At 43.9% G+C, this 19,146-nt stretch carries 18 protein-coding genes; 5 read left to right on the forward strand and 13 right to left on the reverse strand.

Annotation, left to right across the window (positions count from 1 at the left end; translation table 11 throughout):
* Window positions 1–83: 83 nt before the first annotated feature.
* Window positions 84–926: a DegV family protein gene (locus LROSL1_RS06940; RefSeq protein WP_017261912.1), complete on the reverse strand. Its 843-nt coding sequence runs from the start codon at window positions 924–926 to the stop codon at window positions 84–86.
* 196 nt (window positions 927–1,122) lie between these two features.
* Between LROSL1_RS06940 and trhA the strand changes: the two genes are divergently transcribed.
* Window positions 1,123–1,764 (forward strand): PAQR family membrane homeostasis protein TrhA, encoded by a 642-nt coding sequence (gene trhA, locus LROSL1_RS06945; RefSeq protein WP_178914166.1) that lies wholly within the window; start codon window positions 1,123–1,125, stop codon window positions 1,762–1,764.
* Between the two features lie 74 nt (window positions 1,765–1,838).
* Here the strand turns inward: trhA and LROSL1_RS06950 are convergent, their stop codons facing one another.
* The 4 genes from LROSL1_RS06950 to LROSL1_RS06965 all read right to left on the reverse strand — a co-directional run bounded on the left by LROSL1_RS06950 (window position 1,839) and on the right by LROSL1_RS06965 (window position 6,597).
* Window positions 1,839–2,333 carry a dihydrofolate reductase gene (locus tag LROSL1_RS06950; protein WP_017261914.1) on the reverse strand — a complete coding sequence of 165 codons (495 nt, stop codon included), beginning with the start codon at window positions 2,331–2,333 and terminating at the stop codon, window positions 1,839–1,841.
* Between the two features lie 36 nt (window positions 2,334–2,369).
* On the reverse strand, window positions 2,370–3,320 hold the full coding sequence (locus LROSL1_RS06955; RefSeq protein ID WP_178914167.1) for a thymidylate synthase: 951 nt from the start codon (window positions 3,318–3,320) through the stop codon (window positions 2,370–2,372).
* A gap of 61 nt (window positions 3,321–3,381) precedes the next feature.
* A complete protein-coding gene (locus LROSL1_RS06960; protein WP_178914168.1) occupies window positions 3,382–5,298 on the reverse strand; it encodes an ABC-F family ATP-binding cassette domain-containing protein in 1,917 nt (638 codons plus the stop codon).
* A 63-nt stretch (window positions 5,299–5,361) separates the two neighbouring features.
* On the reverse strand, window positions 5,362–6,597 hold the full coding sequence (locus tag LROSL1_RS06965; protein ID WP_178914169.1) for a CCA tRNA nucleotidyltransferase: 1,236 nt from the start codon (window positions 6,595–6,597) through the stop codon (window positions 5,362–5,364).
* 133 nt (window positions 6,598–6,730) lie between these two features.
* Here LROSL1_RS06965 and LROSL1_RS06970 point away from each other — a divergent pair, with 133 nt between their 5' ends.
* The 4 genes from LROSL1_RS06970 to LROSL1_RS06985 all read left to right on the forward strand — a co-directional run bounded on the left by LROSL1_RS06970 (window position 6,731) and on the right by LROSL1_RS06985 (window position 10,057).
* Window positions 6,731–7,606 carry a YitT family protein gene (locus tag LROSL1_RS06970; protein ID WP_017261918.1) on the forward strand — a complete coding sequence of 292 codons (876 nt, stop codon included), beginning with the start codon at window positions 6,731–6,733 and terminating at the stop codon, window positions 7,604–7,606.
* 31 nt (window positions 7,607–7,637) lie between these two features.
* Complete coding sequence (locus LROSL1_RS06975) at window positions 7,638–8,360, forward strand: site-specific integrase (RefSeq protein WP_178914170.1); 723 nt, start codon at window positions 7,638–7,640, stop codon at window positions 8,358–8,360.
* 93 nt (window positions 8,361–8,453) lie between these two features.
* Window positions 8,454–9,572: an IS110 family RNA-guided transposase gene (locus LROSL1_RS06980; RefSeq protein WP_178913808.1), complete on the forward strand. Its 1,119-nt coding sequence runs from the start codon at window positions 8,454–8,456 to the stop codon at window positions 9,570–9,572.
* A 335-nt stretch (window positions 9,573–9,907) separates the two neighbouring features.
* Window positions 9,908–10,057 carry a hypothetical protein gene (locus tag LROSL1_RS06985; protein ID WP_178914171.1) on the forward strand — a complete coding sequence of 50 codons (150 nt, stop codon included), beginning with the start codon at window positions 9,908–9,910 and terminating at the stop codon, window positions 10,055–10,057.
* Window positions 10,058–10,129: 72 nt separating this feature from the next.
* Here LROSL1_RS06985 and LROSL1_RS06990 read toward each other — a convergent pair whose 3' ends face one another.
* The 8 genes from LROSL1_RS06990 to LROSL1_RS07025 form a co-directional block, all read right to left on the reverse strand.
* Complete coding sequence (locus tag LROSL1_RS06990; RefSeq protein WP_178914172.1) at window positions 10,130–11,410, reverse strand: tetratricopeptide repeat protein; 1,281 nt, start codon at window positions 11,408–11,410, stop codon at window positions 10,130–10,132.
* Between the two features lie 275 nt (window positions 11,411–11,685).
* The gene (locus LROSL1_RS06995; RefSeq protein WP_017261921.1) at window positions 11,686–11,961 is read right to left on the reverse strand and encodes an HU family DNA-binding protein; all 276 of its coding nucleotides are present in this window, start codon (window positions 11,959–11,961) and stop codon (window positions 11,686–11,688) included.
* Between the two features lie 238 nt (window positions 11,962–12,199).
* Window positions 12,200–13,510 carry a ribosome biogenesis GTPase Der gene (der, locus tag LROSL1_RS07000; RefSeq protein WP_178914173.1) on the reverse strand — a complete coding sequence of 437 codons (1,311 nt, stop codon included), beginning with the start codon at window positions 13,508–13,510 and terminating at the stop codon, window positions 12,200–12,202.
* A gap of 151 nt (window positions 13,511–13,661) precedes the next feature.
* Complete coding sequence (gene rpsA / locus LROSL1_RS07005; RefSeq protein ID WP_017261923.1) at window positions 13,662–14,858, reverse strand: 30S ribosomal protein S1; 1,197 nt, start codon at window positions 14,856–14,858, stop codon at window positions 13,662–13,664.
* 72 nt (window positions 14,859–14,930) lie between these two features.
* Entirely contained in the window at window positions 14,931–15,626 is a 696-nt protein-coding gene (gene cmk, locus LROSL1_RS07010; protein WP_178914174.1) for a (d)CMP kinase, read from the reverse strand.
* A gap of 119 nt (window positions 15,627–15,745) precedes the next feature.
* Window positions 15,746–16,351 carry a LysM peptidoglycan-binding domain-containing protein gene (locus tag LROSL1_RS07015; RefSeq protein WP_178914175.1) on the reverse strand — a complete coding sequence of 202 codons (606 nt, stop codon included), beginning with the start codon at window positions 16,349–16,351 and terminating at the stop codon, window positions 15,746–15,748.
* 46 nt (window positions 16,352–16,397) lie between these two features.
* Entirely contained in the window at window positions 16,398–17,996 is a 1,599-nt protein-coding gene (locus LROSL1_RS07020) for a RecQ family ATP-dependent DNA helicase (RefSeq protein WP_178914176.1), read from the reverse strand.
* Window positions 17,993–19,009 (reverse strand): helix-turn-helix domain-containing protein, encoded by a 1,017-nt coding sequence (locus tag LROSL1_RS07025; RefSeq protein ID WP_178914177.1) that lies wholly within the window; start codon window positions 19,007–19,009, stop codon window positions 17,993–17,995. The genes LROSL1_RS07020 and LROSL1_RS07025 overlap by 4 nt, the downstream gene beginning before the upstream one ends.
* Window positions 19,010–19,146 lie beyond the last annotated feature (137 nt).

Consider the following 19,146-nt stretch of genomic DNA (forward strand, 5'->3'; position numbering starts at 1 on the left):
ACCAACTCGTTTTACTGACAATTAGTTGACCAGAAGAAGTAACTGGCCTGGATAAACAGTACTAATAATTTCGATGATGCTGTCTAGTCTGTGTAATACATTAATGCAAAAGCACCTTGACCTGCATGCGTTGCAATGATTGGCACCGTTTGCCGAACAACGACCGGTACGTTAGGAAACAGCTCATGAACGTGACTAGCAATTTTTTCAGCTGTCTCTGGTGCACCAGCATGAGAAACCCCGATGCTGGCAATATGACCAGCCTTCTGCATTTCTCCATAGGCCATGTCCAAAAACTTGGTAATGGTCTTCATGCCACGGCCTTTCGTGGTGACCTCAATCTTGCCATCAATCACTTCTAAACCAATTTTGATATTCAATAAATTAGACACCAAGCCAGCAGCACGGCTAATGCGACCACCTGCAACTAGGTTATCCAATTTAATCACACCCATGAACAGACGTGAGTGGTCACGAACTTCAATCGTTTTAGCCACAATCTCATCAGGGGTAGCTCCGTTTTCTGCAGCCTCAGCAGCAGCCAACACTTGGAAAGCCAAGCCCCGGTCAGTCGTTTGTGAATCTACAACCTTAACGTTTGTAGAGGTTAATTGTGCCGCTTGGCGAGCAGCATCAACGGTGCCTGAAATTGACTCCATCATTGTAATGCAAACAACTTCTGAACCATCCTTGCCCAGTTCGTCAAACAAGTCGACAAATTTCCCCAACGGTGGTTGACTCGTCTTAGGCAACGTATCTGCATCAATCATTTTTTCCATAAATTGTTCATTAGTGATGGTTTCCCGTTCCACGTACACGGTACCATCAATCATAACTGACAGTGGGACGATGTTAATGTGATGCTCTTTAATTTCATCCTCGGTTAAACCAGCTGATGAGTCAGTTACAATTTTTACATTAGCCATAGCTCGAAATCCCACGCTTTCTAAAATCTACTCTGCACTGTTTTGAATGAGCATGCTACAATGTAGAGCATGAATGAATAAGTGTTACAAGTATAACAAACTTTGCCATTAATTTCATAAAACAGCGGGTTTCTTTGCCGATTTTATACTTTCGCAAACAACTACGGAAACCCACCGAACTGTTAGGAGTTTTAACATGCAACAACAGCATTCACGTACATATACCATCGTCAACGAAGTTTTTAATGCGATCACTCACGGAATTGGATTTGGATTGGCCATTGCCGGTCTGGTAATCTTAATTATTCGCGCCGTCCACACTGGTTCTTCTTGGCGAGTCGTGACGTTTACGATCTATGGCAGTATTTTAATCCTATTCTACCTATCATCAACCTTGTTTCACGCCCTCGTGTTTACAAAGGCGAAACACGTCTTTCAGGTATTTGACCACAGTGCCATTTATTTGCTAATTGCAGGCACGTATACGCCGTATAGCCTATTGGTTATTCGAGGCGTTCGGGGATGGATCATTCTCAGTGTTATCTGGGTCATGGCGATTGCCGGCATTGTCTATAAATCTATTTGGTTAGGCCGGTTCAACATTGTTTCTACGGTTATTTACGTAGTTATGGGCTGGATGTGTCTGTTTGCCTTTCCTCAGTTGTATCACGGCCTAGGGCTTACCGGTTTTTGGTTGCTCGTCGGCGGCGGTGTGGCATTTACAGTTGGCGCGATTATATACAGTTTCAAACAAATTCCGTTTGGTCACGTCATTTGGCACCTATTTGTTATGTTTGGTTCAGCCCTCATGTATTTCTCGATCTTGTTTTACGCTTAATGCGCCGACAAAAAATGCTATGTAAGATTCACCATCTATCGGATGTGTGACGCTTGCATAGCATTTTTATTTACTTAGGCGTGTGGACGGCGAACATACGTTAGAAACGCGTATGGCCACCGATTCTTATCGTCAGCTGCATGCTTCTCAGTGGATTGCAGTGTCCAATCATCTAAGTTGACCGCTGGCATATACGTATCACCGTCAAACGTCGCGTCAATTTTTGTAACTAGCAACCGATCTGCCATTGGCATCAGTTCTTTATATAAACGAACACCGCCAATCACAAACAGCTGATCATCTGGATGATGCGTAATCCAATTAGCTAATTCAGCTAAAATGGGAAACAACAAAATTCCCGGCTGCTCAGATAAAGTTGACGACAACACAAGGTTCTTTCGGTTTGGTAACGGCTTGCCTAACGACTCAAATGTCCGTTTGCCCATAATTACCGCGTTGCCCGTCGTCCGCTGACGAAAGTAACGAGCATCGGCCGGTAAATGCCATGGTAACTGGCCGTTACGACCAATTAAATGATGCTGATCTTCGGCCCAAATTAATGTAAGCAAAACACAGTCACTTCCTGTCAAAAGTTAGTCATGGGTCTAAACGGCAACGGGCGCCTTAATTGCAGGCAATGGATCGTAATCCTTTACCTTAATATCGTGCATGTCGTAATCAAAGATACTGTCTTTTTCATCATTGAGCCATAATGTTGGGGCTTTTCGCGGTGTTCTGGACAGCTGTTCCTTAACCTGGTCCAAATGGTTGAGATAAATGTGTGCATCCCCAAGCGTATGAACGAACTCACCCACTTGTAAGTGACATTCTTTCGCAATCATCGAAGTTAACAAGGCATAACTGGCAATGTTAAACGGCACGCCTAAAAAGATGTCGCCCGAACGCTGGTACAACTGACAGGATAACTTGCCATCCGCGACATAAAATTGGAACAGCGTATGACACGGTGGCAAGGCCATGGTTGGCACATCTTCTGGATTCCATGCCGACACAATCAATCGTCGTGAATCTGGATGCTGTTTAATCATGTTGATGACATTGCCTAGCTGGTCAATTGTTTCACCCGTGGATGTCTTCCACTTGCGCCACTGCGCACCGTACACCAGACCGAGCTCACCATATTGTTTAGCAAACGTATCATCATGCAAAATCTGATCGTCAAAATGCTTTTTTTCTGTTTGATAACGTTCATTAAATTCTGGATCAACTAAGATGCGGCGACCAAAATCGGTCATGTCAGGTCCCTTGTAATCCGCACTGTCAATATAGCGTTGAAAGGCCCATTCGTCCCAAATATGATTCTTGTGTTCGAGTAAAAACCGAATGTTAGTATCGCCATGCAAGAACCAGAGTAACTCACTTTTTATGAGTCCAAACGGTACCTTTTTAGTGGTCAATAACGGAAAGCCCTCGCTTAAATCAAACCGCATCTGGTAACCGAACGTTGACTTGGTTCCTGTGCCAGTCCGATCTGACTTAACGGTGCCGTGTTCATAAACATATCGTTCCAGTTGTAAATACGCGTCTTCCAGCATATCTTTGCTTCCTTTCACCTGATGCCTAAGCGTTAACGTCATGATAGTTCAAATAAAGCATTTATTCAGAAACAAACTGACTTAAATAATCCCAACGTTCCATGGCTTTGGTCAATTCCGAATCAGTCTCTTCAAATTGTTTTTGCAAATCGGCCAATTTACCATAGTCGGCGCCGTTCTCATTCATCTGAGTACTAATTGCCGATTTTTGTTGCTCAAGCTCATCAATTTTGCCTTCGATGCCATCCCATTCTTTTTGTTCCGCATACGTTAACTTATGTTTAGTCTTCGTTTGCGGTTCATCGGTCGCGGCAGCTTCATCTTTTTTAGTAGATGACTCACTTGTTGATGCTTTTTCTTCATGTTGCCGTGTCTCAGACTGTGTCTGCTGTTGCAAATAATCACTAAATTGGCCAATAAAATGCTCAATCTTGCCATGCCCATCAAACACAAGTAACTGGTCAGCAACCTTATCCAAGAAATAACGATCATGTGAGACCGTGATAACGGTGCCAGCAAACTTACTAAGGTAGTCTTCAAGGACAGTCAACGTTCCAATATCCAGATCATTAGTCGGTTCATCTAAAAAGAGTACGTTTGGCTGTTCCATTAGTAGCTTCAACAGGTAAAGCCGACGTTTTTCACCACCGGACAATTTACGGATTAACGTGCCATGCATAAACCGTGGAAAGAGGAACTGCTCCAATAGGTTGGTTGTGCTGATCTCGTTGCCATCTTTATCAGTCACGGTCTCAGCCACTTCGTTCAGGTAACTAATAACCCGTTTATCGCCTGGAATCGGTTCAGTTTGTTGTGTGTAATAAGCAAGCTTGACGGTCTCACCAATCGTAACCGTGCCACTATCAACTGGCAGACGCTGTGCTAACACATTTAGCAAACTAGTCTTACCAGCCCCGTTAACTCCGGTAATTCCAATCCGATCACCAGCCTGAATCAATAAGTTGAAGTCATTCAATAATTTATGATCGCCAAGTTGCAAATTAACGTGTTTGGCAATGATCACTTTCTTACCCAACCGTTGCTGACCTAGGTTAATATCAACATCTTGGTCAACTTGCAAGGTATTGAGATTGTCCTTTAAGTCATTGAAATGGTTAACTCGTGCCTGCTGTTTTGTACTACGGGCCTGCGGCGATGTGCGCATCCATGCGAGCTCTTTTTTATAGAGCTGCGACTGTTTGCGGTCGGCTTCCACTTCATGTTCAACGCGTTCGGCTTTCTGCCCAACAAATGCCTGATAGTTACCTTGATATTCGTAAAGTTGGCCAAACGACAGTTCAAAAATTCGTGTTGCCACGGCATCTAAAAAGTAGCGGTCATGAGTCACGACAAGAACAGCACCACGATAACTTGCTAAATATTTTTCCAGCCAGTCAATGGAATCAAAATCCAAGTGATTGGTAGGTTCATCCAGCAACAGTAAATTCGGCGCTTGAATCAGCACTTGCGCTAATCCTACCCGTTTACGCTGACCACCGGACAATGTTTTAACCTGTTGATCCAAGTCGGTAATATGCAATTGCGTCAGAATAGTCTTGACGTTACTTTCCGCTAGCCATGCGTCTTCCTGATTCATTTTTGTCTCAGCTCGTGTGTATCGAGCCAGCGCTTTTTCATCTTCCGGATGCAAACTGTATTTGGCCAACGATTGCTCATACTCACGAATGGTTGCGAATACAGGCTGCGCACCGGCAAATACCGCTTCCATAACGGATAACGAATCATCCAAGTCAGGAATCTGCCGGAGATAACTGATCCGGTAATCATTTGGTGTTTCAATTGTGCCAGAGTCCTGAGGGTCAACACCAGCAATCGTGTTCAAAAGAGATGTTTTCCCACTACCATTTGTACCAATCAGGCCAATCCGGTCATTTTCACCAATTAAAAAAGAAATCTTATCAAAAAGTGTTTTTTCACCGTAGACACTCGTTAATGCCTCTGCTCGTAATGTCTGCATGATTTATTCTCTGTCCGTCCTATCCCTATCCGTTCTCACTGACAAAATGTACAAGTGACAACGTCATTTTTTCGTCGATGCATCGTCTGTTGTCAGAATCTTTTCCTGAACATACTTAAGTAACGCATCGACGTCATTATTAACCTTGCCGTCAATAACGGCATTTTGAACTTTTTGAAGCGTTTCACCAACTGCGGGACCAGGTGTCAAACCCATTTTTTTAATCAAGTCAGCGCCACTCAAAGCTAAATCATGCGGATCTTGAATGGGTAGCGCATTGTAAAGCGTCAACCATTCGTTTGGATCATCCGGACCATAGCCGCTCATTCTTGCCACATTGGTGCCTGCAGCAATCGTATCTGGTGTCATTGCAAACAACAATTGTTTGGTAACACCATGATACTGTTGTGCATAGGCCAAATGAAGCGCTTGGTTGGCTGATTTAATGATGTGATTGGCCGTTTTCCAAGCTTGCAGAAATTCGACCGTATCTGGATATGACAGCCCCAAATGAAATGCGACCATGGCCCATACTTCGACCTCGTTTTTAGGTGCCAATTTTGGCACTGTCGCAATTGTAGATAAATCAATCGTATGACCAACCAAACCGGGGCAATAATCTGCCAGTGTTGTTTGAATCATTACGGTCAACCCGCGATAAGCAGCCGTGCCCAACATCATCCGGACGAACTCATCATGAATTCGTTCAACCGCAATTTGGCTTAATAAATGTGCGTGCGTATGGATGGCCGCTAACGTTTTAGCCTCAATATTAAAGTTTAATTGACTGGCAAAACGAACTGCTCTCATCATCCGCAAAGCGTCTTCGCCAAAGCGTGCCTCTGGATCCCCAACAGCACGGATGACGCCTGCCTTCAAATCACTCAATCCATCAAACAAGTCAATAACTTCCCCGTCCTGACGAAGGGCCAAGGCATTAATAGTGAAGTCACGTCGTTTAAGATCATCTTCCAAGTGACGGACAAACGTAACTTTATCTGGACGGCGATAATCTTGATAGCCAGACTCTGTCCGAAATGTCGTTGTTTCATATCCGTTACCGTGATCTAAAATCATGACGGTGCCGTGTTCAATACCTGTGTCCACCGTCCGTTTGAACAACGCCTTGACCTCTTCTGGATATGCACTGGTAGCAATGTCCACATCATGAATAGGCTTACCTAAAATGGTGTCCCTGACAGAGCCGCCCACAAAGTAAGCCTCGTAACCGGCGGCCTCAAGCGTCGCTAAAATGGGTTGCGCACCCACGAATTCTTGCGGCAATTGTGCTAAACGCATGTTATGCCATCCCCTCATTAACTATTTACCACTCATTCTAGCAGAAATATGACCTTGATACACTATGGCTAAACTTCAATTGGTCTGCTATCTTTAGTGATAGTAAATTATTCATGGATCATTGGGGGCCATAATGAGACAAGATGAAACGATGAGGTTACGCGATTTTATTTTTATTGCGATGGGCGCAGCATTATACGCATTTGGACTAGTGTACGTTAACATTGTAAACAAACTCGCCGACGGTGGGGTTGCCGGGATTTCATTGATATTGCGGGCACTTTTTAATTTAAACCCTGCTTACACCACGTTTGCCATCAACGTACCTTTGTTATTAATCGGTTGGCGCTTACTAGGCCGACGTTCGTTTGTATACACTGTTTTTGGAATTACCATGCTATCCATATGGTTGTGGGTATGGCAACGCGTGCCCATTGTCATCAATATTCATCATGACCTGTTCATTGCGGGCGCGTTGGCCGGCATTATGGGCGGCTTCGGCTGTGGTTTAGTTTACCGTTCTGGTGGCACGCTGGGTGGTACCGATATCATTGCCCGTATTTTTGAAAAGCAGAGCGGTGTTCCGATGGGACGTAGCCTGTTGATTCAAGATGTTGTCGTCTTGTCTGCCTCATTGGTCTACATCGACGTTGTTCACATGATGTACACATTGTTGTGTTCGTTTGTCTTTACGCAAATTGTTAACTTTACCCAGTCTGGTGCATACGCAGCCCGTGCCATTATGATTATGAGCGACAAAAATGAGGATATCGCTGCTGCCATCATTGCTGAGTTACAGCGCGGTGTAACGTATTTAGACGCTGAGGGTGGCTTTACTAACACGCCACGTAAAATGCTCTATTGCGTCATTAGCCCGCGAGAGGTTCAGACGATGCGCCGAATTGTGGAACGAATTGACGACCATGCCTTTATGTCGATCTTGCCAGTACAGCAAAATATTGGCGAAGGCTTTTCATATAAGGTGGTCAAACGTCGTTCACTTTTCTAAATTTCAATTCCCATATATTTAAAGGACATTTATGACTAATCAAGTGTATCCGTACCAAACTGAATTTGAATCTCATTTAAAGCAAAATGGTTTAGCATCAGCCACTATTAATCAATATCACGGGGATTTACGAGCCCTTTTTGATTACTTGATGCAGAATAATACCGGTTTCGCAACAGCACCGAAATTAACCAATATCTTCGAGCACGATGTTCAGGATTATTTGAGCTATCGTCTAACGCACCACACTATTAATCCCAACACCTATAACAAGTTGCTGTCTCACCTAAATAATTACTTTAAATGGGCCTTTGGACATCACCTCATGCAAGAATTGCCAACTTTAACAATGCACGGCAAAACATTGGCAAAGCCCACCAAGGTGACGATCAAGTGGCTGGATGAACTTGGTGAAATCGTCGAGGACGGGCAATTGAGTTTTTACACACGACTCAGTCTGTTACTCATTAATCAGGGATTTACAGCTGCTGAATTTTTACAACCAGGTTTTTACAAAACATTCGCCACATTACAGTGGAAACCGTTTGAGCGGCAATTTATTCGTGCCTATCAGCGCTTTATTGCGCCACTACAAGCAAAGCAGCAATCACAGGATCTGTTTTTAAAACAACGCCTCGACCTAGAACACCCCCAGTTGACTTTACCCGCGCTACATAAGTACTTGGACGCTGATGAAGAACGCCTGGGATTCTCACTTTCGCCGCGTGCGTTGCACCAAGATAATATGAAGTGACCCCCTAGATTGTCGACTCGGGGATTCAGGTTGATAATGTCTTTAGAAGAAGAACACACAACCCTACCCATAAGACAATAGGAGGTCACCACAATGACAAGTGTAGTTTACGTAGGTATGGATGTCCACAAAGCAAGCTTCAGTCTCTGTGCATTAGATAAAGACACTGGTGAAATCATCCGGGAAACTAAGTGTGCGTCGGATCCTAAGCTAGTGGAAAAGTTTGTTGATCGCTTATCGGAGGAACTTGGACCGAGAACCGAATTTCTGACTGGTTATGAGGCCGGTGTTCTAGGCTTCTCACTAAGCAAGTCATTACAGATACTTGGCGTTAACTGCGTGATTATGGCGCCTTCGACAATGTACAGCTCCGGTAAGAATAAGCGGATTAAAAATGACAAGATGGACGCGAAGATGATTGCCCGTAATCTGGCCGCTAACACATACCGCTCCGTACACATTCCGGATGAAGAAGATGATGACGTCAAAGAATTTATGCGGATGCGTAATACGCAGAAGAAGTCCGCAACCCGCATTAAGCAACAGCTTGGCGCCTTAATTTTGCGGCATGGCTTTCAGTACCAAGGTACCAAGACCAAATGGACACAAGCCCACATTGAGTGGATCAAATCTTTGAAGTTGTCTGATACGCTCCAACTGGCAGTAGATGAATATTTGATTCAGCTGGCGGAACTGATTGAAAAAATCGCGCGTTACGACCAGCTGATTGAAAAATTCTCGCACCAGGAACGTTACGAACAACCAGTGAACCGGCTGTGTTGCATGAAGGGCCTTTCAACAATGAATGCCATGACGATTCAAGTTGAGATTTCGGACTTTGAACGGTTTCCAAGTGCACCAGCGTTTATGTCGTATGCCGGGCTAAATCCATCGGAACATTCCAGTGGTGAACACACGCACAAGGGTTCAATCACCAAGCAAGGCAACTCCGTTGTTCGGACGACGCTGGTTGAGGCTAGTCAAGCTCTGGTAAAGGGACGCGTCGGCTATAAAGGGCGGCTAGTAAAGGCCCGGCAAGTAGGACAAGATGCCAGCGTCATTAGCTATGCGGACCGGGCATCGGCTCATCTTCAGCGAACTTTTCACAGAATGATTGAAGCTGGGAAGCCATATAACGTGGCCGTTACGGCAGTTGCAAGAAAACTGGCTGGCTATATTTGGGGTATGGAGACCGGACGCATTGCCGATTAAACAGATGGTACAGGAATTGCGGATTAAACTAACAACAAGGTATTAGGACAACCGAACCCAGCCACGACGAATCCATGTTGGTAGCAACAAGCTTCAGACGCATAACGGTCTGGCGAATTGCGATAAAGACTTTATGGCACAGGTTGTTAATGTGTATGGCCATACACATTAGCGTCGATCTGTGATCCACGAACCGAGATTACAACGCCTTCGACAGGACCATTAACCTGAGGTAGCCAATCCTCGTATAACAGAGTGGTTAAATGTCGAGAGACAGGGGCATCTGAAGTTTGTTAGTGCCAATGATGGAATCGAAAAAAATTGGAGTTCGGCTCTTGACAGGGGGTCACTTCATAACAGCCTTTATTATTGTATATCTGCAACGCCACCGTCATGACGACAATCAAACGCTCGCGCAGGCATTGCGACTGACACCACAAAGTTTGCGTTATTATCAAGAACTACAGCAACAGATTCAGGCATAAGAAAAGCGATTCATCAACATGAGACCACCTATTGAGGTGTCATCATTCGATGAATCGCTTTTTAAATTATTTTTAGTAACCCTGATCTTCGTAATCTTCCAAGGCGGCAACCATTTCTTCATCCTCTGGTTGCAACTTCAGATAGTTCCGGAGCAAATTAACCGCAACTTCGGGCTGGCCCTGCTCACGGTAGAAGAAGAATGCTGGCTTTAAAAAGTCAGGATTGTCTTCAAAGTAAGGCCGTGCTGCATCATAGTAAGTTTGCGCTTCTTCATTCTTTTCCAAACGAACGTATGAAACCGCCAAATTCCAGTACACTTGTGGGTCAACTTGATCACGCTGAACGTACTGCGTGGCCAAATCGACATTTGCTAGATCGTGATGAGACTGAACGTACAAGTTGCTCAACTGGACCATGAGCGTCTGATTATCAGGATCCAGCGCTAAACCACGTTTGAGGTAATCCTCAGCAGCTTCATTTTCCTGCAGTTTAAGCGCCAAATTCGCAGCTAATCCAAAGAGGTCCTGGTTATACTCATCAACACCTAAACCTTCCTGAGCGACCTTGTAGGCTGCCTCAACCTGATTATCATCAGACAGTGCACGGGCAAGATACGGATACAGTGACGAATATGAAGGATCCTCGTCATGCAACTGTTCAAATGTGTGAATCGCCTTTTGATTATCCTTGAGTTGCGTATACACAAAACCAAGTTGAAAACGAACATCCGGTGTCATATCGGCTGTATGAATCTGCTCAAGGTAACCGACGGCCTGTTCAAATTTACCCGAATTAGCATAGGCAACCCCAATGCGGGAAACCAAGTCCACGTCTTCCATCTTTGGAATACCACGTTTGATTAAATCCAAATAATAGTTAATTGATTTCTGATATTCACGCATCATGAAATAGAATTCACCAAGCGCAAACAACACCACGGGCTCATCTGGTGCAATTTTTTCGGCTGCTAATAATTTTTGTTCGCTAACTTCAAATAACTCTTCTGATTGATAGAGGTCAGCCGCCACTAACAGACTTTGTAGATACGCGTCAGAATCTGGTGAGACTGCGTCCAAATAATTAGTTGCAGCGTCCGTATCCCCCTCATCAATCGCAATGTCGGCCAAGCTCGTTCTCAGTTCGTCCTCATCTGGGTAATCTTTTAATAATTTTTCATAGATCCGTTGCGCCTTTTTATTGAAACCTAGGCCATATAATTGTTCAGCCAAATTATACAAAGTGTCGTCATCATCTTTACGCAATGCCCACGCAAATAATTTATTTGATTTATCTACCTGACCGCTTTGTAAAGCATCGAGCATTTGAACCGAATAACTATCCGTATCACTCATGTTTCGGCCTCCTCTTAATTCCTAATATCGACATATCATTATACCCTTATCCGGCGTTTAACACCAGCAAACGCACTGATAGTGTTGCGGTAATAGTGCGAGTATCGTTGCATCGACCAGAAACACTGCTCCCTGGGACCGGTTTCATGGCAGCATTCGATTTTGACAACCGTAAGTGCCAAGATAACCACTATCTCAAGCAAACTATGACAATTAGTTTGGGAAAAGAAAAAAGGACCCAGATTTCTCCGAGTCCTCATCCATCAAGTAATAAATTACTTAACGGCATCCTTTAAAGCTTTACCTGGCTTGAATGCAGGTACCTTGCTTGCTGGGATTTCGATTTCTTGCCCAGTTTGTGGGTTACGGCCCTTACGAGCAGCGCGTGAACGTACTTCGAAGTTACCAAAGCCGATCAATTGCACCTTGTCGCCCTTAGCTAAGCTCTTTTGAACTGAGTCAAAAACTGCATCAACAGCCTCGGTTGCTGATTTCTTGGTTAAACCAGTTGCTGCTGCAACATCGTTAACTAATTGTGCCTTGTTTGCCATGTGAGATTTCACCTCCGGATTTGGGCTTAGACGTTTAATTATGTAAACATCTAGTAGCCATCTCTGAGTGGTCCAGAAACGGCGAAACAATAACGGTCAACCGCATCATTTCAACATTCAATTTACCACACAGACATCGTTTGAACAAGCAAAAAAGTGCATTTTCCCTTGTTAAATCAGTGTTTCTGGCTATTTTTATAATGAAAGTGATTGAATCGTTCTAATTTGACTGATGCAACTACTTTCTTTGACGCGGAATTAGGTGAATTGGTGTCCCCGTAAAGTCGAACGCCTTACGAATTTGATTCTCCAAAAAACGCTGATATGAGAAATGCATCAGCTCCGGATCATTAACAAAGAAGACAAATGTCGGTGGCTGAATTGCAACTTGGGTGACGTAATAGACACGTAACCGACGCCCGTTTTGTGTCGGTGTTGGTGTTGTTGCAATTGCGTCAGTAATCACGTCATTTAACGTCGAAGACTTAATTCGTTTGCGATGGTTCTCGTTAACTTGCTTAATTAAAGCTGGTAACTTGTCCAAACGTTGGTGCATCTTTGCAGACACGTACACGATCGGTGCATAGTCCAAATATTGGAACTGGTCACGAATCTCTGCTTCAAAATTAGCCATCGTGTAATCGTCCTTGGTCAGCGTATCCCATTTGTTAACAACGATGATAATTGCCCGGCCAGCTTCGTGTGCGTACCCGGCAACGTGCTTATCCTGTTCGCGAATACCTTCTTCAGCATTCAAAACGACCAGCACAACGTCACTCTTATCAATTGCACTCATCGCACGCATGACAGAATACCGTTCTGTGTTTTCATAAACTTTGCCACGTTTACGAAGCCCAGCGGTGTCAACCATGGTAAACTCATCGCCATCGGGATCTGTAAACTTCGTGTTAACGGCATCACGAGTAGTACCGGAAACATCCGAAACGATGACCCGATCTTCGCCTAACAAAGCATTAACAATGGATGATTTACCGACATTAGGCCGACCAATCAAACTGAAACGGATACTGTCATCCTCATCGTTAGCTGCATCGGTTGGAAATTCTTTAACCACCGCATCCAATAAATCACCCAAACCAGTCCCATGAGCACCGGAAATTGGGTATGGATCGCCAAATCCAAGTGTATAAAAATCATAAATTTGTTGACGTTGTTCTGGATTATCGGCCTTGTTTACGGCTAATAAGACCGGCTTATCAGCTCTGTATAAAATCTTTGCGACCTGTTCGTCCTCGTCGGTGACACCTTCTACCGCACTCGCCAAAAAGACGATTACGTCAGCTTCATCAATCGCAATTTCTGCCTGTTCGGTGATTTGCACACTAAACGGTTGATCTGACAGATCGATCCCACCAGTATCAATCAAATTAAAGTGACGACCGAGCCACTCGGCAGATGAATAAATACGATCACGGGTAACCCCCGGCGTATCTTCCACAATGGAAATTCGATCACCAACTAAACGGTTAAAAATAGTGGATTTCCCGACGTTTGGTCGGCCAACAATGGCCACTGTTGGATTAGCCATAGCTTTCCTCCTGTTCTTGTTCAATATCGTGTCCTAGTGTACGCAATTGTCACATATTTCGCAACAATCCGCCCGCTAGAAGACATCGCATCGCATTACCATAAAAAAAGATTCCCCCAAAACGGAGGAATCCATGGTAGCTTAATTCAACCTATTTGTTTAAATCGTTACCAGTCAAATCACCAATGGTGAAACCACCATCATCATCGCTTGAGTAATTTTGAACATCATTACGGGAAGCACCACGATCTTCGTGTTCTTCGTGGTTATTTTCACTGGCTGGCTTTTCTTCCAATGCCTTGATGGATAAACCGAGACGTTGTTGTTCAGGATCAACATTCAGAACCTTAACCTTAACATCTTGTCCAACCTTCAACACATCATTTGGCGTAGCAATGTGTTCGTGAGAGATTTGTGAAATGTGAACTAAACCTTCAACACCTGAGAACACTTCAACAAATGCACCGAAGTCAGTCAAACGACGAACAGTTCCATCAAGAACGGCACCAACCGGAGCCTTTTCTTCGATGTCATCCCAAGGACCAGGTTGTGTTTGCTTCAAGGATAATGAAATCCGTTGACGATCAGGGTCAACATTCAATACCTTAACCTTGATTTGTTGGCCAACCTTTAAGACATCACTTGGCTTATTAACATGCTCGTATGAGATTTCGGAAACGTGAACTAAACCATCCACACCACCAAGGTCAACGAATGCACCAAAGTCAGTCATACGTGCAACTGTACCTTCGACAACGTCTCCAGCGACAAGAGTTGCAAATAATTCTTCACGCTTTGCCTTGTTTTCTGCTTCAACAATGGCACGGTGAGACAAAATCAACCGGTTTTCGCTTGGTTCGATTTCCACAATCTTAAACGTTAATTTTTGACCCTTGAATTGGTTTAAATCTTCAACGTAGTGATCAGAAACCATCGATGCGGGAACAAATCCACGAACACCAGCATCAACAACTAAGCCACCCTTGACCACTTGTGTAACAGTAGCATCCAAATTGTCGCCGCTTTGGTATTCCTTTTCAATGTTGTCCCAAGCCTTGCGGGCTTCCAAACGACGTTGTGATAACAGGTAACTGCCGCCTTCTTTATCGTTGCCAATTCGTGAAATGACAACTAAGTCCAGGACGTCGCCAACTTTTAATGAATCTGAATCAGAAGTTAATTCCTTTACTGGTACGACACCTTCAACCCCGGTGTCGCCGATACCAACAATTGCTTGTCGGTCTTCGTCAAGGGCCAATACTTCACCCTTAACGACATCGCCAATGTTTACTTGGCCTGCGTTATTTAACGCATCTAATAATTCTTTGTTGTCTTCGCTTTCGCTCATCAAAAAATCCTCCTAGTGACAATATCTATTTAACATAATAATCGAATTACCGACGAAATACCAGTAATAAGCCTAACCTTGATGATTTAAATATTGATCAACGGTCTTTGAAATTTGTTCGACCACTTGCTTAACCGACAGTGAAGTCGTATCTAAACGTTGAGCATCCTTGGCCTGAACCAATGGTGACGTCTCCCGATGAGAATCTTTGTAATCACGAGCCTGAATTTCATCTTCCAATGTCTCAAGTGAAACCTCAATGCCCTTACTCTGATTTTCCAAATAACGTCGCTGTGCACGTTCCTTAACGCTGGCAACCAAGAAAATTTTTACTTGGGCATGAGGCAAGACCGTTGTGCCAATATCACGGCCATCCATTACAATACCACCTGCCGCAGCAATCTTTTGCATTTGCGCAGTTAAGGCAGCCCGCACTTGCGGTAATGCAGCTACTGTTGAGACATTATTAGTAACGTTCTCACTACGGATTGCCTTTGTGACATCCTGATCACCTGCAAAAACGAGTTGATCCGGCGAACCAGCCGCAAAATGAATCGGTGTCTTATCGACAACGGCCATTACAGCGAGTTCATCATTTAGTTGAACATTCTGTTGCAGTGCGACCCATGTAATCGCCCGATACATTGCACCTGTGTCAAGATAAACGTATCCATATTTGGCGGCCACGAGTTTAGCAACCGTACTTTTCCCAGCTGAAGCCGGGCCATCAATGGCAATCTGAATGCCATTTACAGCAGAATCATTCATGCTTGTCCTCTCCTATACACATTCTCGAACCTTATCATTATACCGAATGTTGAAACACAAAAAAATGTCTCAGTTTAGGTTATTACTAAAATGAGACATTTCTTAGTTTAATTTCATTGTTATTTAACACGCAGCTTCTGTCCTGGTGCAACTTGTGACGAACTTGAAAGTCCATTTAGTGTTAACAGTTGCTGCAAAGACAATCCGTTATTAACTGCGACACGGTACAAACCCTGACCAGCTTCGACTGTGACATATTTATTGCCACTATCTGAGCTACTAGAACTACTTTGGCTTGAAGACGAACTGGTGTCATCTGAGCTAACAGTATTATCGCTGGATTGTGTCGTGGCTACAGAACTACTGTCATCTGTGACACTACTGACGGATGTTGTATCAGTCGAACTCGTGGTGTCACTAACTGAGCTCACAGAAGATGACTTGCTTGAGACTGTCTTTTTTTTTACAGATGAACTACTCGTTTTTTTCTTAGATGAGGAGACCGACACGGCCGCGCTCTGAGGATGATTGAATGTATTCATGTGAGCCAGGTAATACCAGGTTGGTACTGCGGCTAACGCAATGATAACCAGGACAAGCAATGCTGTAATTAATGAATTATGGCTGTTACGCTTGCGATTAGCTGTACGAGATACTTCACCGTTATCCTCCGAAAACTTTTTGTCCCAAGGCTTTTGTCCTTGAGGGTCGTTATTTTGACTCATGACGTTTCCTCCCTGTTTCCTATCACTGTCTAACATACTAGCATATTCAAACATTGGAATTAGTAAAGTTTTCGCTAAAAAGTGCCTCAAATTGCTGACGCCAGCCAGGAATTTTCATTGTCGTTTTCAATTCATGCTGATCCTGTGCCAATCCCAATTTTGACAATGAAAATTCCGTTCCAATAGGCGCACAGCAATTGTGGTCATGTGGGACTGAAGATTCATTAAAGTCAGTCAATAATTTTTTTCGCAAACAATCAGGAGATCGCGTAAAGTTAATGAATTTGCGCAATGCAAGTTGCCGCTCTTGACGAAGCGCGCTGAACCGATCTATCAGTTGTTGTTCGCTAAAATGATGCTTTTTGTAATAGTCAAGTAATTGATCCATATCCGTTTGTAGCGTTGGCCGTTTGGTCTCATAAAAGGTTCTGACTTGATGATCATTTGGCAGCGGAAGCGTTGCCAAATCAGCCGGTAATTGTTCGTCACCAGGCGCAATGAGACAGATTGCAATACTTTGTTGCCCATCACGACCGGCTCGTCCAATTTCTTGTACGTAATCATTTAAGTTGCTTGGTAAATGATAGTGAATGACAAAACGAATGTTATCTTTATCAATGCCCATTCCAAACGCACTCGTTGCACAAACAATTTGCAATTGGTCTGCCATAAATTGTTGTTGTACCGTATATCGCGTTTGCGCATCTAAGCCGGCATGGTAGCTGGCTGCGGGATAACCAGCATCGTTTAACCGTTGCGCCCATTCATCCGCTTGTGCCTTACTTGAAAAATAAATAATTCCAGGCTTAACAATCTCTGCCATCAGGCCCATAAGTTCGGTAGCCTTCTCCTTTCGCGAAGTAACTGAACGCATCACTAGAAAAATGTTGGGACGATTTACCGACTGTCTGATGACTTGAACGTTCTGTTGATCATCGGTAACGGTATTCATCGACGAATTTCTTTCAGCGCTTGATCTTAAATGTAGCTGTGTCAAAATATCGGCTTGAACATGCGCATCAGCAGTGGCTGTCAACGCACATGTTAACGGATTGTCCAATTGACTACGAACATCGCCCAAGCTCAAATAGGCAGGTCGAAAGTCTGGCCCCCAAGTCGAGATGCAATGAGCCTCATCAATAACGAGCAGACCAATATTGCAATGCCGAACTGCCGTCATTACACCCTCATTTTGAAGCATCTCTGGTGAGATAAAAATAAATCGGTATTGTTGTAGTCTACTTAAGATGCTGTCTTTTTCCGGCTTGGTAAGCAAGGAGTTTAGTGCCACTGCCCGCCGTTCACCGCGCTGATTCAGTCGTCCCACTTGATCTTGCATCAACGATAACAGTGGCGACACAATTAAACACGGACGGTTTATCAAATAAGTTGTCAGTTCATAAATTAATGTTTTGCCACTTCCGGTCGGTAGAATGGCTAGGACATTTCGTCCTTGTTGCAAACTGTCAATGGCTTCTGCCTGTCCAGGTCGAAACTTCTTAAGGCCAAAATGAGTATGCAATACAGCTTGTCGATCACGCGCTAAATCAACGGCAGTCTCTGATAATTTTAAACGTGGATCATCTGGTCTAACATGACGTGGTAATTTGATATCATTGTCAATTTTCTGCGGTTCACGACTCATTTTTGCTTTGTCTCCCAAATTTGTGTCATTCGATACTGAAAAAACTGATCCGGCGTGGCATCTAATGTACCTTGCCAATTATCAATATTGGCTGGCTGTCGTTTTTCGATACTTTCACGAGTAGCCTCGTCAACGCATTTTTCATATGGAAATTGATCCAACGGCAATAAAATCGCAGCAGTTAATAAATGTTCATTAATTGTGCTAGGTTTCAATCCTCGTTGCTGAGCTATCGTGGCCCTTGTTGTCCCTTGCTGAACGACGGTAAGTGTTTGCTTCACTGGTCGTGATAATGCCTGATCCATAAAAGGACTTAATAAATTACGCCAACCATGCGTATCAGCCTGGCAAAACTGTGCAAATGCAGCTAGGTTGGCTGCTTGAATTAAATCAATTTGCCATGTCGGCAAGTTCAAGGCTTGTGAAAGCTGTTGAACAGTGTATCCTGGATGCTTTTCACCGGCCAATTGGCTCAAAAAAACATCTGCGTTGCGCGGCGGAAGCGTCTCCAACCAGTGATTTAAGGCCTGTATTAATTCACATAAATGATTTTCATCAAATGAACTGCTTCTGAACCAGCGCCGCACTTGTACTCTTGCTCGTTCACTAACACTAACAGGAAAATAGCCCATATCGTGATGAATGGTATGCGACAGGGCCTGCATACCTAATAAAGTAGTTTCAGTCACGATTTTCACGTGCATAACACGGTACATTTGTCGTTGTTTTATGGGAAAGAGTTCTGATAGTTCATGATTTTCCAGCGCCTCATTGCTCAATAACTGGCCGTCCGACTGAACTGTCACTCGTTTTTCCCGCACTAACTTATTTACTGCTCCGTTAAAAGTATCCCACTGTAACGATGGCAGTACACTCAGCCATGACAACAAATCATAGCGAAGCGCCCAATAGAGCACTGACACCGTTCGTTTGCCGGTCAAACAATTAAAAATAACTTTGGGGCGTCGTGGTTGCGAAGCCGATAATAAACGGATTAAAAGTTCTGGATTCACGCCAACCCCTCCTACAATGTTGTGATGTCAGTTTAACACAAGACCGCCCACTACTAGTGACAGAAAGGAACTGTGACATAAGTCCGATTTGAGAACGAGCATTAACGAAAACTGACCTATTCCCGAACTTTGGGAAT

This window comes from Furfurilactobacillus rossiae, assembly GCF_013394005.1.
Lineage (GTDB): Bacteria > Bacillota > Bacilli > Lactobacillales > Lactobacillaceae > Furfurilactobacillus > Furfurilactobacillus rossiae.